Here is a 21,504-nt window from a genome sequence, read left to right as displayed (position 1 = left end):
TCAGTTGAAGATACGCGGGTCGTCGAACACGCCGCCGGCGACGAACGCGATGTAGGCGTCCGCCACCACCAGCGAGCCCAGGGTGATCAGCGCGTACATGCCGTGCCGCTCATTGATCTTGGACACCCAGCCCCACATCCGGTACCGGAACGGGTGCTTGGAGAAGTTCTTCAGCCGCCCGCCGACGATGTGCCGGCACGAGTGGCACGACAGCGTGTAGAGCCACAGCAGCACGACGTTCGCCACCAGGATGAGCGTGCCGAGCCCGATGCCGAAGCCGCCGTCCTTGCCGTGGAACGCCCGGATCGCGTCGTAGGTGTTGATGAGGGAGATGAGCACGGCCGCGAGCCAGAAGTAGCGGTGCAGGTTCTGGCCGATCAGCGGGAAGCGGCGCTCCCCGGTGTACTTGCCGTGCGGCTCGCGGACGGCGCACGCGGACGGCGACGCCCAGAACGAGCGGTAGTACGCCTTGCGGTAGTAGTAGCAGGTCAGGCGGAACAGCAGCAGGAACGGCAGCGAGATGGCCGCGAAGGGGATCCAGCCGCGGGTGCCCGCCGGCAGGAACGTCCCGAACTCCGCCGCGTCGCCGGTGTGCCCGTTCACCGTCACGTTGTTGCAGATCTCGTTCAGGCACGGCGAGTAGAACGGCGTCAGGTAGTGGAACTCCGGCACGTAGAACGCCGCGCCCCAGAAGGCCCGGACCGTCGCGTACACCACCCAGGCCGTGAAGATAACGAAGGTCGTGACGGGATACAGCCGCCAGTTGTCCTTGCGGAGCGTTCTTTCCTTGATCTGGGCGCGCGTCTTGACGGGCGCCTCCACAGTGCTCATCGATCGCTCTCCTGAGCTCGGGTCGTCGTGTCCCCGTACCACGGTCCGCGCGCACCGGTTTGCCGTCGCGCCCGCCCGCGGCCTCCCTCGCGCCGTCGCGCCGAACCACCGGGCATGGCTCCCCGGCGGGCGGCCGGAGGCCGTGCCGCATGCGGGCGGTGACGCCTCGTGTGCGCTTCCAGCGAAGCGACCCTACGCCACACTTGACGAGCTGTGACATACATAACAGGGAGACCCGTATGTGAGCCTGACCACAGACTTTAGCCCGGTTGCGCCCCCATCGCACCGCCCGTGTTCCATAACCAGTCGTTATGGCGCAGGGGAATCGAGACGAGCACGCCTAGGAATGACCTAGCGGTCGCCGAGCATCCGGCCGAGTACGGTACGAGCGAAGTGCGCCTCGGCCTCGCTCGTGCGTCCCGTCCCGTACACGCGGAGGACCTCCGCGAGTTCGGGGAAGCGGTCGGCGATGAGGTCGGCGGCGGCGTCGATCTCCGCGGCGGACGCGACCTCGCGCAGGAGGGCCTGCACCAGCCGCGCCGGCTCCGCCGTCCCGCGCTCCTGGGCCCGCGCGTCCTTTGGGGCGGCCTCCTCGGGGGCGCCGTCGGCGGCCATGCGGAGCCCGGACGTGGTCGGTGCCGCCTCTCCCCTGATCTCCTCCAGCCGCGCCTTGATCGTCGCCGGCGGCAGCGCAGCGAACGCGGGATCGGCGACGAACTCCTCCACCGCCATCAGCCGGTGCAGCACGGCCGGATTGCTGATCTTGGCCCGCTGGGCGGACATCAACTGGGAGAGCATCGGCGCGGACAGCCCGAGCACGCCCGCGAGGCCCGACTGCGACAGCCCGAGCCGGTCGAGCAGCGGCCGGACGCGATCGCCGAGCGGCTCGCCGTACCACTCGATCTGCAGCGCGCGGTTCCGGGCGACCGTGTCCTCGGCGACGCTCACCCCGTCCACCCCCTTGACGATTCGCAAATGCAAACGCTATATTCACGTCCGCACACTCTGTCGTGGCTCCTGATGCCATGGTGCCACGGAAGCCTTTGCATATGCGACGAACCGAAGGATCGACCATGCGCCTGACCCATCGCCTGGTGGTCGCGACCGCCGCGGTCCTGACCCTGGCCGGCTGCTCGGCGGTCGGCGGCGACGACGCCTCATCGTCCGGTGCCCAGTCGTCGGCCGCCGGCGCGGACGTGCAGGCGGGCGAGGCGGGCTTCGACAACACCGCGAAGCCGGTGGTGCAGGGCACCTTCGACAGCCCGGCGGCGGTGGGCGCCAAGGTCGACATCGCCATCATGGGGCTGAAGGCGAAGGGCAAGCTGGCCACGCTGACCGTGCAGTTCACGCCGCACGTCCCCGGCGCCGAGCCCCGCCGGATCAACGCCTACGGGCTCAACGGCGACCGCGGGCTCGGCACCTCGCTCATCGACCCGGTCAACCTCAAGCGCTACGTCGTCGTGAAGGACTCCGGCGGCAAGGAGCTGGAGACCGACGACATCTTCACGCACATGACGAACGACCAGCCCACGTCCCACTTCTTCACGTTCGCGGCCCCGCCCGAGAACGTGAAGTCCATCGACGTGCAGATCGGGTCGTGGCCCACGTTCCGCAACATCCCGGTCGAGCGGTGAGCCGCATGCGCCGCACGACCGTGATCGCGGCCGCCCTCGCGACGCTGCTCGCCGTCCCCGCCGCCGCGGGGGCCGACCCCGGCGTGCCCGACGACAACCTCGCCAAGAGCGTCCTACCCATCGAGGCCGGCGCCGCCGTTCGCGACATCGACCTCTCCAGGGCCGTGGTCCCGCTGGAAGAGGAGCACGCCAACGGCGAGCAGGTCACCGTCCGCATCTCGGCGGACGTCCTGTTCGACTTCGGCGAGTCCACCCTCACCGGCACCGCCCGCCGCCGCATCGCCGCCCTCGCGCCGCGGCTGCGCGACGCCAAGGGCGCCGTCGAGGTCGCGGGGCACACCGACTCCATCGGCGACCCGGCCTCCAACCTCGCCCTGTCCCGGCGGCGCGCCGAGGCGGTCAAGGCCGCCCTGCAGGACGCCCTCGGCGGGGCCGGGCTGCGCGTCCAGGCGAAGGGCTACGGCGAGACCAAGCCCGTCGCCCCCAACGAGCAGGGCGGCAAGGACGATCCCGAAGGCCGCGCGAAGAACCGCCGTGTAGAAATCACCTACGAGAAGGTCTGAGACCCGCTCGTCACCCCGCTCAGCCTGACCGTCGAACAGGAAAGAGGTATCCCGATGACAGGCATCCGGGGCGCGCTCGCGGCCCTCACCGCCATCCCGCTGGTCCTCGTCGCCGCCTGCGACTCCGGCGGCGAATCCCCCGTGAGCCGCGGCACCGCGGAGACCGGCCGCCCCCACTCCGGGCCGGCGATCAAGGACGCCTGGTCCGCGGTCGGCGGCGGCCACTCGCGGATCGAGGTGCGGGCCGTCGAGCGTCATCGCGACCGGTCGGTGCTGCGCTTATACCTGACCAACCCGGAGCGCGAACCGAAGTCGTACTCGTTCGCGACCTCGGCGGCGGGGACGGCGTTCGGCGAGCTGAACTTCACGCTCGTCGACCCGGTCGGCCACAAGGCGTACGGCCCGCTCTACGACCGCGACGGCCAGGGCAACACGGTCGGCAGCGACCTCCGCTTCACCACGGTCCGGCCCGGCGTCCGCTACGAGACGGTGGTCGCCTTTCCCCGCCTCCCCGAGTCGGTGCGGACCATCACGGTGATCACCCCCACCACCGCCGGCGAGTTCACCGGCGTCCCGGTCGTCGACGGCAAGGGCGAGGGCGGCCCCACCGCACCCGTCGTGGACGACGCGACGCCCCCGAGCCCCGGCGCCACGGTGGCGTTCAAGACACGCGAGCAGAACGGCAACGCCGCCGGCCGGACCTACGACCTCTACAGCCTCACCGAGGGCGAGGTGCAGTCCACCAGCACGAGCGCGAGCGAGCAGACCATCGGGCTGCGCACCGACGTGCTGTTCGACTTCGACAAGGCGACGCTCTCCGCCCGCGCGAAGGCCATCCTGGACCAGGTCGCGACCGAGACCAAGGCGAAGGCCGACCCCGCCAAACCGCCGATCCTCATCACCGGGCACACCGACGGCAAGGGCACCGGCGACTACAACCTGCCCCTGTCACAGCGCCGCGCCGACGTCGTCCTGAAGGAGCTCCAGGCCCGCCTGGGCACCGCCTACCAGTACAAGGCCGAAGGCAAGGGCGAGACCGAACCGGTGGCGGAGGAGGGCGGCGCCGACGACGAGAAGGCCCGCCAGAAGAACCGCCGCGTCGAGATCTCCTACCAGATCAAGCAGCAGACGACCGAGACGACCACGACCACCGAGACCGCCCCGCAGGACAAGCCCGGCACCGGCACCGGCGCCCCCGCCGCGTTCCACCCGGACGGCCCGACCGTCGCGAGCCGCACGGCCGAGATCGGCAGGATCGCGGGCCAGAAGCGGCGCATCGACGTCAAGCCGTTCTACCGCGACGGCGCCTACCTCGTCGCCGTCTTCGAGATCGTGAACGTCGGCTCCCAGGACCTGCTCCCCACCGACGGCTACATGGGCGAGAACGGCTCCTACGGCCGGTTCGGCGCGTTCTCCGTCATCGACCCGGCCACGAACACCGCCTACCGCGGCGTCCGCATGGGCCCCACCGAAGAGATCAGGGTGAACCTGCGCTTCGTCGACCCCGGATGGGCCGTCTTCAGAACCGAGCCCGGCACGGCGAACCGCGGCTTCTTCTACGTCCCCGCTCCCCCGCCGTCCGTCACAGCGGTCACCTTCGACGCGGGCCCCTTCGGCAAGATCCCGAACGTCCCCATCCGCTGAGAACCCTGCCCACCTACCTCCGATGAGGAGGAGGCGACCCCAACTGGTCGAAGATCTGCAGTAGCTCCCCGTCCAGGGTCCGGGCGGGGAACCGCAGATCCCGGCGGCACGACCCCAGCGCCCGCCGCGCCGCGTCCGCGTCGGCGAAGCGCCGCGCGGGATCGGGGTCGCACAGATGGGACAGCACCGTCCACAGCATCGGCGGCACCCCCGCGGGCGGTTCGCCGATGCGCTGGTTCGGCTCCGGGTCGCCCGCGCCGGTGAGCATCCGCCAGCCGACCATCCCGGCGGCGTACAGGTCCTGCCGCGGCGCGGGCCGGTTCCAGTCGAGCGCCTCGGGCGCCAGGTAGCCGGGCGTCCCGACAACGAACCCGGTCGTGGTGAACCGGAGCCCGTCGTCCCCGAGCGCGATCCCGAAGTCCGCGAGCCGGACATGCGGCGCACCGACCGCACTCGGCTCCATCAGCAGGTTCGCCGGCTTCACATCACGGTGGACGATCCCGGCCCGATGGATGCGGCTCAACGCGGCCAGCACCTGATCCAGGATCTCGGCGGCGTAGTCCGGCGGCAGCCGCCCGTAGTCCCCGAGGAGCGTCTCCACCGACCCGCCGGTCATCAGGTCCATCGCCAGCAGGACGTCATCGCCCGCCATGCACGACGCGTAGGGGGTCACCACATGCGGATGCGCCAGCCGCAGCGCCTGCTCCCGGATCGCCCGCAGCAGCATCGTCCGCCCCTGCCACCGGATGAGCTTCGCCGCGCAGTAGCGCCGCTCCGCGTGATCGTAGGCACGCCACACCCGGCTCGTTCCGCCCGCACCGATCCGGTCGAGCATGGTGAACCGACCGCCGATCACCCACCCTCCGTCCACGGGACAGATCGTACGGAATCCGCCGCCCCCAGACGGATGGGTCGAGCGCGGTCAACCGAAAGCAGGGACCGCGCATCGAACAGGGAGAGCCCCACACCTCCCCGCTTCCTCCATAGACTGACGATCTCCCCAAACCACGCGCCCCGGACAGGGCCTGCCCGAAACTGGACAAATGAGCGACAAAGAGCCCGGCCGCGAAGATCTCGCGGGGGACACCGCCGCCCACAGCAACACCACGCAGGAAGCCGCAAACACCCCCGTCCCCCAAACGCCACCCGCACCCACGAACCGCACGAGCGCTGAAGCCACGGGCGCGAAAGCCACGGGCACACAAGCCACCAGCGCGGAAGCAGGCAACGCGGAGGACGCGGACACCGAGCACACGAACGCGGGCAGTGCAGAGGCAGAGGCCACCAGTGCGCAGCCCACGCGCACGGAAGCCGGCACCGCCGAGGCCGGGGATACGAAGGACGCCGATGCCGAGCGCGTGGACGTGGAAGGCGCGGCCGTAGAACGCTCCAGTTCGGAAGCCACGAGCACGAAGGGCACAGGGCCGGAAGCCAACGACGCGGAAGGGGCCGACGCAGAGCGCGCGGTCGCGGGAGGCGCGGGCGTAGGAGCCACGGACGCGGAAGGCACGCGGGCGGAGGGCACGGGTGCTGAGGGTCGTGGGTCGGGGCGGCGGGCTCGGCGGCGGCGGGTTTTGCGGTGGGCGGCGGTGGGGGTCTTGGCCGTCGTGCTGCTCGGTGGTGGTGGGGCGGCGTGGCTCTATCACGACATCGTCGGCGGCATCGATCAGAAGCATGTCGGCGGGCGCCTCGGGCCGGACCGTCCGAAGAAGCTCAACAAGTCGCTCAACATCCTGCTGCTCGGGTCCGACACGCGGGCCGGTGACAACTCCGAGTACGCGGACGGTGTGACCGGGGCGCGGTCGGACACCACGATCCTGCTGCACCTGTCGCCCAACCGCGACCAGGCGGTCGGCATCAGCTTCCCCCGCGACTCGATGGTGAAGATGCCCAAGTGCGAGAAGGAGGGCGGCGGCACCGTCCCGGCGCAGTTCGGCATGCTGAACTCGGCGTTCGCGTTCGGTGGGCCGACCTGCACGTGGAAGACGCTGGAGGGCCTCACCGGCATCCACATCGACCACTTCGTCCAGATCGACTTCTCCGGGTTCAAGCGGATGGTGGACGCGCTCGGCGGCGTCGAGATCTGCGTCGACCGGCCCGTCAACGACCCGCGGGCCCAGCTGTATCTGAAGGCCGGCAAGCAGACGGTGAAGGGCACCCAGGCGCTCGGGTACGTGCGGGCCCGCTACTCGCTCGGCGACGGCTCCGACCTGGAGCGCATCCAGCGGCAGCAGAAGTTCATGGCCGCCGTCGTCGACAAGGCCACCAGCGGCTCGATGCTCACCGACCCGGCCAAGACCTACAAGTTCCTCAAGGCCGCGACCAAGTCGATGACGACCGACGACGACCTGAACCTGACGACCATGAAGAAGATCGCGGACGGCCTGAAGGGGATGGACGCCGGGCAGGTGCGGTTCGTGACCGTGCCCGTCGAGCGCTACGCCCCGGACCCCAACCGCGTGCAGTGGAACCGGGAGCGGGCTCAGGCGCTGTTCGAGGCGGTCCGCCGCGACGACGACCTGCCCGCGGAGCCGGCCGCGCCCGCTCCCGCCCAGCAGGCCCTGCCCGCGCCCGGGCAGGTGAACGTCACCGTCGTGGCCGCGGGCGCCCCGAAGAAGGCGGTCGACAACGCGGTGCGCCGGCTCCGGGAGCGCGGTTTCAAGGTCGCCAAGACGGTCGGGAAGGCGGCCCCCGCCGCGGAGACCCGGCTCGTCTACGCCCCGTCCGCCGAGGCGCAGGCGTCTGTGCTTGCCCGTGCGCTCCCAGACGCGGTCCTCACCGCCGACGGCGGCGCGCCCGCGGGCGGTGTCCGTCTCGTCCTCGGCAAGGCGGGTGGCCGCTTCACCCCGCCCGCCATCAACAAGATCGGAGGAGGGGTCAAGGCCGGCCGGAAGAACCCCTGCGCGTGACCGGGTTCATCCGGTGGCCGCCAGCACCGCCGCGAGGGTCCCGGCGAGCATCGCCGGGCCGAACGGGAACTCGCCCTTCCGCGTCCGGCGGACGATCAGCACGCCGACGGCGATGACGCCGCCGATCAGGTACATCACCAGCAGGCCGGTGATCCAGGCGCGCCCGCCGAACCATCCGAGGCAGAGCCCGAGCACGCCCGACAGCTTGACGTCCCCGAGCCCGATGCCGGACGGGACGGCGAGCGCCTGCAGGGCGAACAGCGCGAAGAGCGCCGCCATGCCGATGAGCGCGTGCGTGAAGTGCCGCAGGCCGTCGTCGGTGAACGGGACGGCGACGGCCAGCAGCGCGGCTGCGATGCCGTAGGACGGGAGGGTGAAGCGGTCCGGCAGCCGCTTCTCCCTGATGTCGATGAACGCCAGGAGCACGCCGACCGCCGCGAGGTAGAGCAGCGCGCCGAGGACGGGCTCCGCTCCGATCCGCCATCCGATGGCTCCGAAGACGCAGGCGGTGGCGGCACCGAGCGCCGTCCGCCGCGTCCAGTCGACGGGGCCGGTGAACGGCACCGCCATGGGGGCCAAGAGGACGCCGGCGGCGAGGCCGACCAGGAGCAACACCAACGCGACCATCGCACCTCGCCCATTCCGGCGCTCATCGGGAGCCTCGGGCACGATAACGCGCCCGGAGCGCCCCCGCCCTGTCGGCCCGGGATAGAGGCGAGCACCGTTCCGTGCTCGGCCAGGGGCCGCCCGAGGTGGTGCTGAACTCCCGGTTCCGCCGTTTACCGGCCTTGGTGCTCCCGCTCGCGACGTGGTCATCCTGCGGCGGGCGCGGCGGCGGTGTCCGGGAGAGGCGCGGCACGCCCGGTGAGGCGTGCCTTCCGTCCCGGGCGGGCGGCCGCGTCAGGCTCTAGAGTCTGTCTGTAGGCCCCACACTGGAGACGACGGCGAATGACGAATCCTTCGGACCCCGGTCACCCACCGCGCTCGCAGGCCCCCGGCCCGCCGGGGGGACCGTACGGTCCACCGCCCGGTCCGCAGCAGCCGGCGCCCGTCCCCGGCCCGCGCCAGCCGGCGCCCGGCGTCCCCGGCGCGGCCCCGCAGCCGTGGGCCCCGGCCGAATCCGGTGAGAAGGGCCTGCTGGGCGCGCTCCTGGACACCGATTTCAACGCCCTGGTGACCCCGAAGCTCGCCAAGACGTCCTATGTCCTGTCGTTGCTGCTGATCTCCCTGGAATGTCTCGGCATCCTCCTGTTCGGCCTCTGGGTGCTGGTCTCCACGGAGTTCTGGCTGGGCGGGCTCATCCTCATCGTCGCGACGCCGGTGCTCTGGCTGGTGCAGATGCTGCTCGTCCGCATCTTCATGGAGGCGGTGGTGGTGCGGTTCAAGCAGGCCGAGTATCTCCGGGTCATCAAGGACAAGGTCTAGACGGGACGGCTGGTGGGCGAGTTCGACGGGGCGGGCCCCGGCGGCGGTGCGCCGGGTGAGACGCGGCGGGACGCCGGGGCGACGCGGCGCGACGACGCGCGGGTGCCCGGGCCGCGGCCGCCGGGCGAGACGCGGCGGGACGGGGCGGCGGCCGGCAAGTCGCTGATGCGGCTGCCGGCGGTGCTCGGCGAGCGGTACGCGACGGTGGCGGAGCTGCCCGTGCAGGGCGCCGAGTCCGACCTGCTGCTCGTGCGGGACGGCGCCGGCGACGAGTACGTGGTGAAGATCTTCCGCCGCGGCTACCGCGCCGACCGGGACGTGTGGGCGAAGCTGCCCGCGCTGGACTCGCCGCACGTCCTGCGGATCCTGGAGACCGGGCACGCGGACGGGCGCGACTACGAGATCACCCCGTACGTCCCGGACGGCAACCTAAGGGCGCTGATGCAGGCGGGGCCGCTGCCCGGCGACGCCGCCGCCGATGTGGCGGCGCAGCTCGCGGCGGGCCTCACGGCGCTGCACCGGGCCGGGATCGTGCACCGTGACCTCAAGCCCGAGAACGTCCTCGTGCTGGGGGTCGAGCCGCTGCGGCTGGCGATCGCCGACTTCGGGCTGAGCAAGGTCCTCGACCAGAGCGTGGTGTTCGCGTCGTCGTCGCGGACGCTCGCCTACGCGGCCCCGGAGTCGCTGTCGGGGCAGGTGTCGCCGGCCCGCGACTGGTGGTCGCTCGGCATGATCGTCAAGGAGGTCGCGACGGGGCGGGCACCGTTCCAGGGGCTGAGCGAGACCGTGGTGGTCGACCATCTGGCCACGCGTCCCGTCAGCGCCGACGATGTCCCCGACCCGAGACTGCGTCTGCTGTGCCGCGGGCTGCTGACCCGGGATCCGCGCAAGAGGTGGACGGGCACGCAGGTACAGGAGTGGCTGGACGGGGCCTCGCCGCCGGTCGCCGAGGAGAGCGCGCAGACCGAACCGGGCGACGGCCTCCCCTTCAAGGGCCGCCGCTACACGCGCAGGGACGAGCTGGCGCGCGCGCTCGTCGAGAACTGGGATCACGCCGCGCAGTACTTCTTCGGACGCGGCGAGTCGGGCGAGGCGTGGCGGAGCCTGCGCGAGTGGCTCGCGGACGCACCGGACGACAGCCGCATCGATCTGGTCGACGGCTACCTCATGACGCGCCTGCCGCCGGACGTGAAGCTGCTGCACCTGGTGCGGTGGCTGGATCCGGCGCTCCCCCCGCACTTCCTCGGCCGCCGGGTGACCGCCGACGACCTGCCGGGCCTCGCCGCACTGGCCGGCGACCCCCGCCACCGCGACCACCGCACCGCCTGCCTCATCGGCCGGGCGCTGTGGGAGCACCGCCTGCTCCCGGTGTGCGCCGGCTTCGAGGGCGCGGCGGAGCTGGCGCGGGTCGACGACCAGTGGCGCGCCCATGTCGCGGCGTGGAACGACCTCGTCCGCTGGCTGCGCGAGCAGGAGGCCACACCGGCAGGGGCCGCGCGGCGGCTGCCGGACGCCGAGGCGGAGGAACCGCCCGCCATGCTGCTGACGCTGCTCGCGCTGGCGGCGCGTCCGGCGGAGGCGCACCGGCTGATCGCGGAGGGCGCGGCGCGGGCGCGCGCGGCGGTGACGGATCCGGCGCCGTGGTTCACCTGGATCGCGGACGGCGCGGGCGACGATCCGCTGCGTCTCCTCGCGGTGACGCGCGCCGCCCCCGAGGCCGTCGCGGAGAGCGAGTCCCGGACGCGCGACCGGTACACCGCCGAGCAGCGGAACGAGGCGCTCAAGGCGCAGTGGGCAGAGCGGGAACGGCAGCGTCTCGCAGGACGCAATGCAGCCACGGCCAAGGCCGTCCTATGGACGCTGCCCGTATTGCTCTTCTGGCTGGCGGGCAGCTGGGTGATCGGTTCGCTCTCCGGTGGGAGCTCCGACGACGGCACCACGTCCGTCGGCCTGCACGGCTCGTCTGCCGGCATCTCCTTCGGCGCGCTGGCCGTCGTGTCGGTCCTCGCCTGGGCGGTGCAGTGCTGCAGCGAAGTGCTCCTGGCGCGCGCGCAGGGCGGCGACTACCTCCCCCACGGGCCGTGGGCGATGGTGTCGGGCGTCCTGGGGGCGAGCGGCCGTGGGCTCTCGAAGGCGTCCCAGACGATGTCGGGCGCCGCGCGGCAGACCGGGCGGCGCGGCTGCGGTCTGCTGCTGCTCGCGGCGACGGTGCCGCTGCTCCTCCTGCTGCTCCTGCTCGCGGCGCTGACGTCCGTCGCGAGCCTGCTGTGGCTCATGGTCCTCATCGCCGGCCCCGCCGCGCACGCCGTGGCGGCGGGGGTCCGGCTGCACCGCTGGCGGCAGGCACGCACCATCGCAGGAGGAGCTTCGTGAGCAGCGGGATCGACGCGGACATCGCGCTGGACGCGGCCGTCGTCCTCAGCCTCGGCATGAACCGGGTGCTCGGGCGCGGCGCCGGGCTGGCCGGGCGGGGCGCGGAGGCGCTCGCCGCGCTGGCCGCCGGGCGGGCCGAGGCGCGGGCGGCGGCGCTCGCCGAGGTCGAGTCGCAGGAGCGCGCGCTGCGCGAGGTCGTGGAGCGCAACGCGCGCATCGCCGCGCTCGCCGAGACCCGCGCGAAGCTCGGCGCGGAGGTGCCGCTGCCCGAGCAGCTAGTGCCGAACGAGCACCAGAGCACCGCGGAGCTGACCGCGTGGTGCGCGGCCACTGACCGGGCCTTGGACGAGGCCGAGCGGCACCTGTCCGAGCATCTGGCCGCGCAGGTCAGCACCCAGATCTTCGCGGCCCCCGCCGAGGGCCTGGCGACCGACGCCGCGCCAAGCGCGCCGCCGCCCGCCACCGGCGACGACGTCCGGCGGAACCTCGAAAGGATCATGGCGCGGCTGCTGCCGGACGCCGCGGACGCCGAGCGGCGGGCCGTGGCGGAGGCGGCGGCGCTGCTCGCCGGGGCCGGGACGGCCGAGGAGGCCGAGGGCGTCCTGCAGGAGGTCCGGCTCCGGATCCAGGCCGCCAACCGCCGCACGGAGGAGCTGCGGGCCGAGGAGCGGCGCCTGGCCGCCGAACGCGACGCCGCCGCGCAGGCCGAGGCGGAGCGCCGGTACGTCCTCGACTCGATCACCGCCGCGTTCGAGGACATGGGGTACGAGGTCCACGCCGGGTTCGAGACGCTGACCGCCGAGGACGGCACCGTGACGCTGACGAAGGGCGCCTGGCCCGACCACAGCGTCCGGATGCGGGTCGACGACGCGGCGCACGTCCGCGCGTCGATGGTGCGCGAGCGGCCCGCCGAGAGCGAGGACGACCGGCGGCTGGACGTCGAGCGCGAGGAGGAGTGGTGCGCGGCGTTCGAGGCGGCGCGGGCCCGGCTGGCGGACGCGGGGATCCGCTCCGAGGTGGCGTGGCGGCTGGAGCCCGGGGTGCGTGAGCTGCCGGTTTCGGCGCGGTCACGGCAGACTAGGGGGCGAGCCGGGCAACGCGAGCGCCACCGCGAGCGTCATACCTGAGATGTCCGGGGGCCTGGAACGGAGTGGGGGCGCACCAGAACATGAGCATTGATTCGCCGACTCTCGGCGGCCGGCTGCAGGGCTGGCCGCCGTTCATCCGCGAGCTCGACGCGACCCTCTCCGTGCACTCCCAGTACGTCCTGTCGGGGAACCTGTACGACAGCTTCCTCACGCCGCCGGCGGAGGGCGGCGCGCCGACGGGGCTGCTCCCGCTGCGCGCCCTGCTGTGGGAGGCGCTGCGCTCCAGCGGCGCGTCCTTCATGGCCGTCTACGACCCGGTGGACGGGCTGCAGATCATTCCCGGCGACGGCGACGAGGACTCGATGCGCGCCGCCGAGCGGCTGCTCGGCAAGATCAAGGCGGACGACAAGCCGTCGCTGGAGGGTCTGACCCGGTACCTGGCGGCGGTGGCCCGGCCGAAGGAGGACGTCCGCGCCGCGTTCGTGATCGACTCGGCGTCCCGGATCGCCCGCACGCCCACCGACCTGGAGCCCGCCGAGCGCGACTTCTTCCGGTTCTGCGCGAAGCTGTCGCGCGGTGCGCGGCCGGTCCGGGTGTCGGGGCCGCGCCCGAAGCCGCTCTACAACCCGATCCTGTGGCTGGTGGAGCGGCCCGGCGACCTGCCGCCGTGGCTGACCGCCGACAACGAGAACATCCGCGAGATCACGATCCCGCGGCCGCACCTCGGCGACCGGCAGGAGACGGCGCGGCTGCTGGCCCGCGCGTTCGGGGTCACCGACATCGGGGCGGACGAGGCCGCGGCGGCGGCCTGCGACGCGTTCGCCGAGCAGGCCGACGGGCTGACCCTGCAGTCGATGATCGAGGTGACGCGGCTGGCGAAGGAGCGGGGCGTCGGCCTCACCGACCTGCCGGACGCGGTGCGCACCTACAAGCTCGGCGTGCTCGACAACCCGTGGAGCCGCGGCCATCTGCGCCGCCGGGTGCTGGAGGGCGAGAAGCGCGTCCCGGAGCGGGTGATCGGGCAGCCGCAGGCCGTCACCAAGACCCTCGACATACTGAAACGGGCGGTGCTGGGCCTGTCGGGGGCGCAGGCGACCCGGTCCGGCAGCCGGCCGCGCGGCGTGCTGTTCTTCGCCGGCCCGACCGGCACCGGCAAGACGGAGCTGGCGAAGTCGATCACCGAGCTGGTGTTCGGGGACGAGTCCGCCTACCTGCGCTTCGACATGAGCGAGTTCTCCGGCGAGGGGTCCGGCGACCGGCTGATCGGGTCGCCGCCCGGCTATGTCGGGCACGAGGCGGGCGGCGAGCTGACCAACGCCGTCCGCGAGGACCCGTTCCGGGTCATCCTGTTCGACGAGATCGAGAAGGCGCACCCGCGGATCCTGGACAAGTTCCTGCAGATCCTGGAGGACGGCCGGCTCACCGACGGCCGCGGCAACACCGTGCACTTCTCCGAGTCGATCCTGATCTTCACCTCGAACCTCGGGATGTACGTCCCGGGGCGGGACCTCACGACCCGGGACGCGTTCCCCCTCGCCTCGGCCGACCGTGTGCAGAACATCACACCCGGGATGTCGTACGACGAGGTCGAGCAGCGCATCAAGGGCGCGGTCGCCGACCATTTCACCGAGGTGCTCAACCGGCCGGAGCTGCTCAACCGGTTCGGCGACAACATCGTGGTGTTCGACTTCATCTCCGCCGAGGCCGCGCACAAGATCTTCGACCTGCAATTCGCGAACATCTGCCGCCGGGTCACCGAGGAGCACCGCCTCTCCCTGGCCGTCAAGGGCGAGGCTCTGACGACGCTCCGTGAATGGTGCACCGAGGAGCTGGACAAGGGCGGGCGCGGTATCGGCATGGCGCTGGAGTCGCATTTCGTCAACCCGCTGGCGCGCGCGCTGTTCGACCGGGAACTCGTGCCGGACGAGAAGGTCACCGTGACGGCGATCCGGCGCGAGGGAAGCATCGTCCACCTGGACCTCCAGTGACCGGGGACGGCGGCGCCGGCGCGGGTGGCGCCGGCGAGACGCTCCTGCTCGCCAAGGCGCACTATCCCGTGACCACACTCGGCCCCGGAATCCGCGCGGGCATCTGGACGCAGGGCTGCACGCTGCACTGTCACGGCTGCCTGTCGAGGGACACCTGGGACGCCGACCCGCGGCGCGCGGTGCCCGTCGAGACCGTTTTAGGATGGCTCGCGTCCCTGCCCGGACCGGTCGACGGCGTCACCATCTCCGGTGGTGAGCCGTTCCAGCAGCCGGCCGCGCTGGGGGCCCTGCTGCGCGGTATCCACGCGTGGCGGGACACCCTCGACCGTGAGACGATTGCATTGGACATATTGGTATACAGCGGATATGTCTACTCTCGGCTCTGCCGAGGCGGTGAGACGCGCGAGATCCTCGACATGTGCGACGCGGTGATCACCGGACCGTACGTCGATCGGCTCAATCCGGGGGGGCGACACTCCGGCGACGGCTCCCTACTCTGGAGGGGGTCGGCGAACCAGCGCGTCGTCCCGCTGTCTCCGCTCGGACGGCGGCGGTACGGGGCACTGGCCGACGTCGGGAACACTGGAGAAGGAACAGGGCCCCGAGTGCAGGTGTCCGTGGACGAAGGGCCGGAGGGAAGGCGGGTGTACTACATCGGGATCCCGCGAAGGGGTGACATGGAGCACCTGACGTCGAGGCTCGACCGCGCCGGGGTGCGCTCGGGGGATGTGTCATGGCGACCTTGAACTGTCCTGTCTGCGGTGAGCCGCACCAGCAGGGCGACCTGCTCTGCATGAACTGCGGGGCCAATCTGGCGCGCGGCGGAGGCGGCGCCCACCGGCAGGGGCCGGGCGGGTACGACGACCAGCAGCCGCAGGGCGGCCAGTACGGCGGCGGCCCGCAGCACGGCCAGCCGCAGTACGGCGCGCCGCAGCCGCACGATCCGTACGGGCAGCAGTCCCCGCAGCACCAGCCGGGCCCGCCGCCCGGGCAGCAGCCCGACCAGTGGGGCCCGCCGCAGCCGCCGCAGCCGGACCAGTGGGGTCCGCCGCCCGGGCAGCAGCAGTCGCCCGGCCAGTACGGGCAGCCGCAGCACGGCGCTCCGCAGCAGGGAGGCCCCCACCAGGGCGGCCCGCCGCACGGGGGCCAGGCTCCCGGGCAGCAGCCCGCGGACCCGTGGGGCATGCCCCAGCAGCCGCAGCAGCCGCAGGACCAGTGGGGCGCGCCGCAGCCGCCGTCCGACCAGTACCAGCAGCAGCGCGAGCCGCAGTACCAGCCCCCGCAGGACCAGTACGGCGCTCCTCAGGGCCAGTACGGCGCCCCCCAGCAAGACCAGTACGGCGCCCCTCAGCCGGACCAGTACGGCGCGCCCCAGCAGGACCAATACGGTGCCCCGCAAGACCAGTACGGGGCTCCGCAGGACCAGTACGGCGGCGCACCGCAGCAGGACCAGTACGGCGCCCCGCAGCCGGCCGACCACCAGTTCGGCCCGCCGCCGCAGCCGCACGGGCAGCCGCCCCTCGGCGGCCCTCAGCACGGCGGCCCCCCGCACGGTGGTCCCCAGCACGGTGGTCCCCAGCACGGTGGTCCCCAGCACGGCGGTCCCCAGCACGGGGGCCAGCCGCCGCTGCCGCCGCACGGCCGCGAGGCGACGCTGCTGCCGCACGACCAGGGCCAGCGTCCCCCCGCCCCCGACAGCACGGCGTTCATGTGCCCGTACTGCGAGGCGGTGCTGAGCAACCCGGGCGCCGCGCAATGCGACTCGTGCCTGCGGCCCCTGCCGAAGCAGGGCACGCCCGTCCTGCGGGTGCAGTTCCCCACGGGCGAGCTGAAGGTGTCCGTCGGCCAGCACCTCGTGCTCGGCCGGGACGCCGGGCAGTCGCCGGTGGCGGCCACGTTCACGCAGTACGACAACGTGTCGCGGCGCCACTCGACGGTCTGGCTCGACCCGTCAGGCACCGCCTGGGTGCGGGACGAGGGCTCCACCAACGGGACGTTCGTCAACGGCGAGCGGCTGCCCCGCGGCGTGGAGGCGCCCCTGCGCGACGGCGACCAGCTCCGCCTGGCCGCCGACGTCACCGGGACCGTCCAGCTGAAGTGAGCTGAGCACGAAGAAGGGCGGCCCCGCGGTTCTCGGAACCGCGGGGCCGCCCTCTTTCGCACTACGGGGCGGGCCGGTCTCAGCCGGCGCGCTTGGTGCGGGCGCGCATGCGCTCGCGCTCCTTGGCGTCCAGCACGACCTTGCGGATGCGGACGTTCGCCGGCGTCACCTCGACGCACTCGTCCTCGCGGCAGAACTCCAGCGCCTCCTCCAGCGACAGGAGGCGGGGCGGGGTGAGCCGCTCCAGCTCGTCGCCGGTGGACGACCGCATGTTCGTGAGCTTCTTCTCCTTGGTGATGTTGACGTCCATGTCGTCGGCGCGGGAGTTCTCGCCGACGATCATGCCCTCGTACACCTCGGTGGTCGGCCCGACGAAGAACGTGCCGCGCTCCTGCAGGTTCGTGATCGCGTACGCGGTGGCGGCGCCGGCGCGGTCGGCGACCAGCGACCCCGACGGGCGGGTGCGCAGCTCACCGAACCACGGCTCGTAGCCCTCGAACACGTGGTGCGCCATGCCGGTGCCGCGCGTCTCCGTCATGAACTCGGTGCGGAACCCGATCAGGCCGCGGGCCGGGACGAGGAACTCCATCCGCACCCAGCCGGTGCCGTGGTTGGTCATCTGCTCCATGCGGCCCTTGCGGACCGCCATCAGCTGCGTGACCGCGCCGAGGTGCTCCTCGGGGATGTCGACGGTGAGCCGCTCGACCGGCTCGTGCCGCTTGCCGTCGATCTCGCGGGTGACGACCTGCGGCTTGCCGACGGTCAGCTCGTAGCCCTCGCGGCGCATGTTCTCCACGAGGATCGCGAGGGCCAGCTCGCCGCGGCCCTGCACCTCCCACGCGTCCGGCCGCTCGGTCGGCAGCACCTTGAGCGACACGTTGCCGACCAGCTCGCGGTCGAGGCGGTCCTTGACCATGCGCGCGGTGACCTTGGTGCCCTTCTCGCGGCCCGCCATCGGCCCGGTGTTGGTGCCGATCGTCATCGAGATCGCCGGCTCGTCCACCGTGATCAGCGGCAGCGGGCGCGGGTCGTCCGGGTCGGCGATGGTGTCGCCGATCATGATGTCCGGGATGCCGGCGATCGCGATGATGTCGCCCGGCCCGGCCTCCTCGGCGGGCTTGCGGGTGAGCGCGTCCGTCATCAGCAGCTCGGTGATCTTGACCCGCTCGATGCTGCCGTCGTGGCGGCACCAGGCGACCGGCTGGCCCTTCTTGATCGTCCCGGCGTGCATCCGGCACAGCGCGATCCGGCCGAGGTAGCTGGAGGCGTCCAGGTTCGTCACATGCGCCTGGAGCGGTGCGTCCGGGTCGTAGGACGGCGCCGGGATCGTCTCGGTGATGACCTTGAACAGCGGCTCCAGGTCGTCGCTGCCGGGCATGCTGCCGTCGGCGGGCTTGTCGAGCGAGGCGCGCCCCGCCCGGCCCGACGCGTACACGATCGGGAAGTCGATCTGGTCCTCGTCGGCGTCGAGGTCCATGAACAGCTCGTAGGTCTCGTCCACGACCTCGTCGATGCGGGCGTCGGGACGGTCGGTCTTGTTCACCACCAGGATCACCGGGAGCCGCGCGGCGAGGGCCTTGCGCAGCACGAACCGGGTCTGCGGGAGCGGGCCCTCGCTGGCGTCCACCAGCAGGACGACGCCGTCCACCATGGACAGCCCGCGCTCGACCTCGCCGCCGAAGTCGGCGTGGCCCGGGGTGTCGATGATGTTGATCGTCAGCCCGTTGTGCTTGACCGCGGTGTTCTTCGCGAGAATGGTGATGCCCTTCTCGCGCTCCAGGTCGTTGGAGTCCATGACCCGGTCGTCGACGTCCTGGTTCTCGCGGAAGGCCCCGGACTGCCAGAGCATGGCGTCGACCAGCGTCGTCTTTCCGTGGTCGACGTGGGCGACGATCGCGACGTTCCGGAGGTCGTCGCGCGTGGAGATGGGCATGCGGGTTACCTTGCGTGAGGTTTCAGGAGAGTCGCCGCAGAAACACGGCAGCACTCCATTCTACGCTCCGCGGCCCCTCCCGCATTCCCGAGCGGGCCGCACCGGGCCGCGCGCCCGCCCGATTGGCCAACTTTGCCGATCCTTTGTAATCTTCCCGAGATCCGGTCGTCCGGAGTCCCACCCCCCGGGGCTGCGACCGGAACGCCGAATCTCCCGCCCGGCGGGAGAACCGGGGACCCACACCCCCGGGGTGAATCGGCGCGCGACACGCGCGCCGTAGGGCGACTCCTGGCCCGAACCCGTCAGCTAACCCGGTAGGCGTGCGTGGAGAGGAGAGCACCGGCTTGGCACCGGACCCCCACCGGCGGCGGCGCGTCACGCCCACCGCCACCGCGGCAGCCCTGCTCCTGGTCGGCCTCGGCGCCACCGCGCCCGTCGCCGCGCACGCCGCACCGCTCGGGCTCGCCGCCGCGGCGACGCCGAGCCCGACTCCGACGACGGAGAAGGGCCTGCGCAAGAGCCTCGACGCGCTGAACGAAGAGGCCGAGATCCTCACCGAGAAGTACAACAAGACCCGCGTCGACCTGAAGGCCGCACAGAAGGCCGAGCAGGCCGCCACCACGACCGCGCAGACCCTCCGGACCCAGGCCGCGCCCGCCCGCGAACGCCTCGGCCGGATGGCCGCCGCCAACTACATCGCCGGCTCCCCCGACGCGCTGTTCGGCGCCACCGGCTCCCCCGACGGGCTGTCCGACAGCGCCTACCTCGTGCAGAACCAGGCGCACGCCGTCCGGGCCCTGCAGAAGCAGATCGACCGGGCCGAAGCCGCCGAACGCGACGCGAAGGCCAAGACCGCCCAGGTCAAGAAGGCCTGGGAGGACGCCAAGAAGGCGCGCGCCGAGGCGAAGGCCAAGGTCACCGAGGTGATGAAGCGCCTCGACAAGCTGTCCACCACGCACGCCAGCGACCCCCGCACCGGCCTCACCGCCACCATCAAGGGCTCCGACCTGCCCGCCAAGATGGCCCGCAAGGCCTACGGCAAGCTCGGCTCCCCCTACGTGTGGGCCGCCGCCGGACCGAGCAGCTTCGACTGCTCCGGCCTCGTCGTCTGGGCCTACGCCCAGGTCGGCAAGCCCGGCCTGCCGCACTACACCGGCGACCTCTACCAGCTCGGCACCAAGGTCCCCCGGTCCCAGCTGCGCTCCGGCGACCTGGTCTACTTCGGCGGCAACCTCCACCACATGGGCATCTACCTCAGCGGCGGCAAGTACCTGCACGCCCCGCGCACCGGCGATGTGGTGAAGATCTCCAAGCTGTCGGACCGCTCCGACTACGCGGGCGCCAACCGCATCTCCTGACCCCCCTCCGGGCCGCGAAACGCGGCCCCCTCGGTCGTCGGGGGCTTCCTGCGGCGCGGTAGGAAGCCCCCGGCGGGTTTATTGTTTTGCCCTCGGCGTCAGGCGCTGGGGCGCCTTCCTTCCACGGGCAAACCGGCGATCGCTGCATCGCTCCGGCTCGCCTTGCGGCTCGCTGCGCGATCAGGTTCTCGCTTCGCTTGAACCTGGCTTCGCACGCGATCGCAACGTGACCCTTGTCGCAAGCTGGGCTTACGGACGTGTACCTCAGGGTTCGCGCGTGGTGCGGCTGGGGCTGAGGTCGTCGAGACAGGCTTCCCCCGGCGCGCGCTTTCGCTCGCCTTGCGGCTCGCGGCACCGGTGGCTTCTCGCTTTCGCTTTGAACCCGGCTTCGCGGGCGATCATTGTGGTTCGCGGCGCGAGCGGCATTTACTGGCAAAGGCCCAGGTGAGCAACTTGGAGAGGCTGGGCGGGGCGCGCGGTGTGGGGGGTTAGATCAGGTGGGCGTCTGCGATGGCGTCTATTACTGGGCGGTCGCCTGGGAGCCAGTCGACGTCGTAGAGCTCGTGAGGGGTCAGCCAGCGGAGGGCCAGGTGTTCCAGGGGCTGGGGGGTGCCCTCGATGATCTCGGCGGTCCAGACGCGCAGGACGGCCTTGTCGCTGAGGCGCCAGTCGGTGCCGATGCGGCGGCCCAGGCGGACCTTGACCGCCAGTTCCTCGGCGCACTCGCGGACCAGGGCGTCCTCGTCGGACTCCCCCGGGTCGACCTTGCCGCCGGGCAGCTCCCAGCCGCCCGCCATGTGCGGCGGCTCGGCCCGCTGCGCGGTCAGCAGCCGGCCGTCCGCGATGATCGCCGCGCCCACCACCACGAGGTCGATCGCGATCAGCTCCTCTCCGTCGCGGCGGCCTCGACCTGCCGCGTCGATTCCCGGACGATCTCCTCCAGATGATCGCCGTGCGCGCCGCGCCAGTAGACCTGGCCGCAGTCCGCGCAGCGGCCGTAGACGTCGTAGCTGCGGCGCGTCCCCGCCTCCAGGCCGTCCTCGACCTCGGTCTTGTCGACCGGGACCAGCTCGCCGTTGCAGGCGGTGCACCGCGTCCACGGCCGGAGGACGGGCGCGAACCGGTCGAGGAGGTCGCGGAGTTGGTCGTCCGGGCGGGCGCCGCGGACGTAGGCGCCGAACCACAGCGCGCGGCGGCGCAGCAGGCCCCGGTCCTGGGTGAGCAGGACGCGGCGCTCGGCGTTGGCCTGGACGACCAGCGCCGGATCGTCCATGTCGTTGTGGTAGGCGGTGTCGAGGCCGATGAGGCGCATCCGGCGCGCGAGCGTGCCGAGGTGCACGTCCAGCAGGAAGCGCGGCGCGTCCTGGCCCGGCTCCAGCGGGACGGGCTGGGGGCGCGGCACCGCCGCCACCCGCACCTCGTCGCCGGGCTCCGGCCGGGCGGACGGCTCCGCCGGCGCGCCGTTGACGGTGATCGGCCCGGCCTCGGGCAGCGGCACGCCGAGCGACTCGACGAGGTGCCCCAGCGTGGACGTCCCATCGGAGGGCACCCGGGTCGCGGTCTGCCTGCGGGCGGCGGGCAGGAACATCAGCAGCTCGTCGGCGACTCGGATCGTTATCTCGGGCTCCACGCCGATCAGCATGCCACGCGAGCCCGG

19 protein-coding genes and 1 riboswitch are annotated in these 21,504 nt (G+C 72.3%); of the genes, 11 read left to right on the top strand and 8 right to left on the bottom strand.

Annotation, left to right across the window (positions count from 1 at the left end):
- Together ACGFI1_RS08025 and ACGFI1_RS08020 are read right to left on the bottom strand one after the other, a co-directional pair.
- Nucleotides 1-831, bottom strand: coding sequence for a hypothetical protein (locus tag ACGFI1_RS08025; protein ID WP_301175235.1), 831 nt, complete (start codon nt 829-831; stop codon nt 1-3).
- A gap of 351 nt (nt 832-1,182) precedes the next feature.
- Nucleotides 1,183-1,806, bottom strand: coding sequence for a hypothetical protein (locus ACGFI1_RS08020; RefSeq protein WP_240807917.1), 624 nt, complete (start codon nt 1,804-1,806; stop codon nt 1,183-1,185).
- Between the two features lie 98 nt (nt 1,807-1,904).
- On the opposite strand from ACGFI1_RS08020, the gene ACGFI1_RS08015 reads away from it, so the two are divergent.
- Genes ACGFI1_RS08015 through ACGFI1_RS08005 form a run of 3 tightly spaced genes read left to right on the top strand, consistent with a single transcriptional unit; the run spans nt 1,905 to nt 4,672 of the window.
- Entirely contained in the window at nt 1,905-2,465 is a 561-nt protein-coding gene (locus tag ACGFI1_RS08015; protein ID WP_138638107.1) for a hypothetical protein, read from the top strand.
- 5 nt (nt 2,466-2,470) lie between these two features.
- Nucleotides 2,471-3,028 (top strand): OmpA family protein, encoded by a 558-nt coding sequence (locus ACGFI1_RS08010; protein WP_392784050.1) that lies wholly within the window; start codon nt 2,471-2,473, stop codon nt 3,026-3,028.
- A gap of 54 nt (nt 3,029-3,082) precedes the next feature.
- Entirely contained in the window at nt 3,083-4,672 is a 1,590-nt protein-coding gene (locus ACGFI1_RS08005; protein ID WP_392784048.1) for an OmpA family protein, read from the top strand.
- Between the two features lie 13 nt (nt 4,673-4,685).
- On the opposite strand, the gene ACGFI1_RS08000 is transcribed toward ACGFI1_RS08005, so the two are convergent.
- Nucleotides 4,686-5,543: a serine/threonine-protein kinase gene (locus tag ACGFI1_RS08000; protein WP_301175230.1), complete on the bottom strand. Its 858-nt coding sequence runs from the start codon at nt 5,541-5,543 to the stop codon at nt 4,686-4,688.
- 718 nt (nt 5,544-6,261) lie between these two features.
- Here ACGFI1_RS08000 and ACGFI1_RS07995 point away from each other — a divergent pair.
- Complete coding sequence (locus tag ACGFI1_RS07995) at nt 6,262-7,581, top strand: LCP family protein (RefSeq protein ID WP_392784045.1); 1,320 nt, start codon at nt 6,262-6,264, stop codon at nt 7,579-7,581.
- Nucleotides 7,582-7,587: 6 nt separating this feature from the next.
- On the opposite strand, the gene ACGFI1_RS07990 is transcribed toward ACGFI1_RS07995, so the two are convergent.
- Nucleotides 7,588-8,208, bottom strand: a complete 621-nt coding sequence (locus ACGFI1_RS07990) for a prepilin peptidase (protein WP_392784043.1) — start codon at nt 8,206-8,208, stop codon at nt 7,588-7,590.
- A gap of 321 nt (nt 8,209-8,529) precedes the next feature.
- Between ACGFI1_RS07990 and ACGFI1_RS07985 the strand changes: the two genes are divergently transcribed.
- From ACGFI1_RS07985 to ACGFI1_RS07965, 5 genes are read left to right on the top strand one after another with little or no spacing between them, the layout of a single operon-like run.
- Nucleotides 8,530-9,006, top strand: coding sequence for a DUF4282 domain-containing protein (locus tag ACGFI1_RS07985; protein WP_392784041.1), 477 nt, complete (start codon nt 8,530-8,532; stop codon nt 9,004-9,006).
- A 12-nt stretch (nt 9,007-9,018) separates the two neighbouring features.
- A complete protein-coding gene (locus ACGFI1_RS07980; protein ID WP_392784039.1) occupies nt 9,019-11,379 on the top strand; it encodes a protein kinase domain-containing protein in 2,361 nt (786 codons plus the stop codon).
- On the top strand, nt 11,376-12,506 hold the full coding sequence (locus ACGFI1_RS07975) for a response regulator receiver protein (protein WP_392784037.1): 1,131 nt from the start codon (nt 11,376-11,378) through the stop codon (nt 12,504-12,506). Before ACGFI1_RS07980 ends, ACGFI1_RS07975 begins: the two co-directional genes overlap by 4 nt.
- A 41-nt stretch (nt 12,507-12,547) precedes the next feature.
- The gene (locus tag ACGFI1_RS07970) at nt 12,548-14,455 is read left to right on the top strand and encodes an AAA family ATPase (protein ID WP_138636896.1); all 1,908 of its coding nucleotides are present in this window, start codon (nt 12,548-12,550) and stop codon (nt 14,453-14,455) included.
- Nucleotides 14,452-15,201, top strand: coding sequence for a 4Fe-4S single cluster domain-containing protein (locus ACGFI1_RS07965; protein ID WP_138636895.1), 750 nt, complete (start codon nt 14,452-14,454; stop codon nt 15,199-15,201). The genes ACGFI1_RS07970 and ACGFI1_RS07965 overlap by 4 nt, the downstream gene beginning before the upstream one ends.
- On the opposite strand, the gene ACGFI1_RS07960 is transcribed toward ACGFI1_RS07965, so the two are convergent.
- Nucleotides 15,105-16,121, bottom strand: coding sequence for a hypothetical protein (locus tag ACGFI1_RS07960; protein WP_392784575.1), 1,017 nt, complete (start codon nt 16,119-16,121; stop codon nt 15,105-15,107). The two genes, ACGFI1_RS07965 and ACGFI1_RS07960, sit on opposite strands and share 97 nt — an antisense overlap.
- A gap of 42 nt (nt 16,122-16,163) precedes the next feature.
- Between ACGFI1_RS07960 and ACGFI1_RS07955 the strand changes: the two genes are divergently transcribed.
- The gene (locus tag ACGFI1_RS07955) at nt 16,164-16,556 is read left to right on the top strand and encodes an FHA domain-containing protein (RefSeq protein WP_067632796.1); all 393 of its coding nucleotides are present in this window, start codon (nt 16,164-16,166) and stop codon (nt 16,554-16,556) included.
- Nucleotides 16,557-16,635: 79 nt separating this feature from the next.
- On the opposite strand, the gene typA is transcribed toward ACGFI1_RS07955, so the two are convergent.
- On the bottom strand, nt 16,636-18,489 hold the full coding sequence (gene typA, locus ACGFI1_RS07950) for a translational GTPase TypA (RefSeq protein WP_392784036.1): 1,854 nt from the start codon (nt 18,487-18,489) through the stop codon (nt 16,636-16,638).
- 192 nt (nt 18,490-18,681) lie between these two features.
- Nucleotides 18,682-18,826: riboswitch (cyclic di-AMP (ydaO/yuaA leader) on the top strand.
- A gap of 7 nt (nt 18,827-18,833) precedes the next feature.
- Between typA and ACGFI1_RS07945 the strand changes: the two genes are divergently transcribed.
- Complete coding sequence (locus ACGFI1_RS07945) at nt 18,834-19,847, top strand: C40 family peptidase (protein ID WP_301175223.1); 1,014 nt, start codon at nt 18,834-18,836, stop codon at nt 19,845-19,847.
- A gap of 488 nt (nt 19,848-20,335) precedes the next feature.
- Here the strand turns inward: ACGFI1_RS07945 and ACGFI1_RS07940 are convergent, their stop codons facing one another.
- Nucleotides 20,336-20,722, bottom strand: coding sequence for a (deoxy)nucleoside triphosphate pyrophosphohydrolase (locus ACGFI1_RS07940; protein WP_392784560.1), 387 nt, complete (start codon nt 20,720-20,722; stop codon nt 20,336-20,338).
- Between the two features lie 5 nt (nt 20,723-20,727).
- Nucleotides 20,728-21,489 carry a Mut7-C RNAse domain-containing protein gene (locus ACGFI1_RS07935; RefSeq protein ID WP_392784034.1) on the bottom strand — a complete coding sequence of 254 codons (762 nt, stop codon included), beginning with the start codon at nt 21,487-21,489 and terminating at the stop codon, nt 20,728-20,730.
- Nucleotides 21,490-21,504 lie beyond the last annotated feature (15 nt).

Source organism: Actinomadura geliboluensis, assembly GCF_043197915.1.
GTDB lineage: Bacteria > Actinomycetota > Actinomycetes > Streptosporangiales > Streptosporangiaceae > Spirillospora > Spirillospora geliboluensis.
The sequence above is the reverse complement of the archived record's forward strand: the minus strand, read 5'-3'. Positions and strand labels throughout refer to the sequence as shown.

Coding starts and splice junctions, on each gene's coding strand:
- ACGFI1_RS07955 (WP_067632796.1), top strand. CDS start 16,164: ATGTGCCCGTACTGCGAGGCGGTGCTGAGCAACCCGGGCGCCGCGCAA.
- ACGFI1_RS08025 (WP_301175235.1), bottom strand. CDS start 831: ATGAGCACTGTGGAGGCGCCCGTCAAGACGCGCGCCCAGATCAAGGAA.
- ACGFI1_RS07985 (WP_392784041.1), top strand. CDS start 8,530: ATGACGAATCCTTCGGACCCCGGTCACCCACCGCGCTCGCAGGCCCCC.
- ACGFI1_RS07990 (WP_392784043.1), bottom strand. CDS start 8,208: ATGGTCGCGTTGGTGTTGCTCCTGGTCGGCCTCGCCGCCGGCGTCCTC.
- typA (WP_392784036.1), bottom strand. CDS start 18,489: ATGCCCATCTCCACGCGCGACGACCTCCGGAACGTCGCGATCGTCGCC.
- ACGFI1_RS07935 (WP_392784034.1), bottom strand. CDS start 21,489: ATGCTGATCGGCGTGGAGCCCGAGATAACGATCCGAGTCGCCGACGAG.
- ACGFI1_RS07970 (WP_138636896.1), top strand. CDS start 12,548: ATGAGCATTGATTCGCCGACTCTCGGCGGCCGGCTGCAGGGCTGGCCG.
- ACGFI1_RS08005 (WP_392784048.1), top strand. CDS start 3,083: ATGACAGGCATCCGGGGCGCGCTCGCGGCCCTCACCGCCATCCCGCTG.
- ACGFI1_RS08010 (WP_392784050.1), top strand. CDS start 2,471: ATGCGCCGCACGACCGTGATCGCGGCCGCCCTCGCGACGCTGCTCGCC.
- ACGFI1_RS08015 (WP_138638107.1), top strand. CDS start 1,905: ATGCGCCTGACCCATCGCCTGGTGGTCGCGACCGCCGCGGTCCTGACC.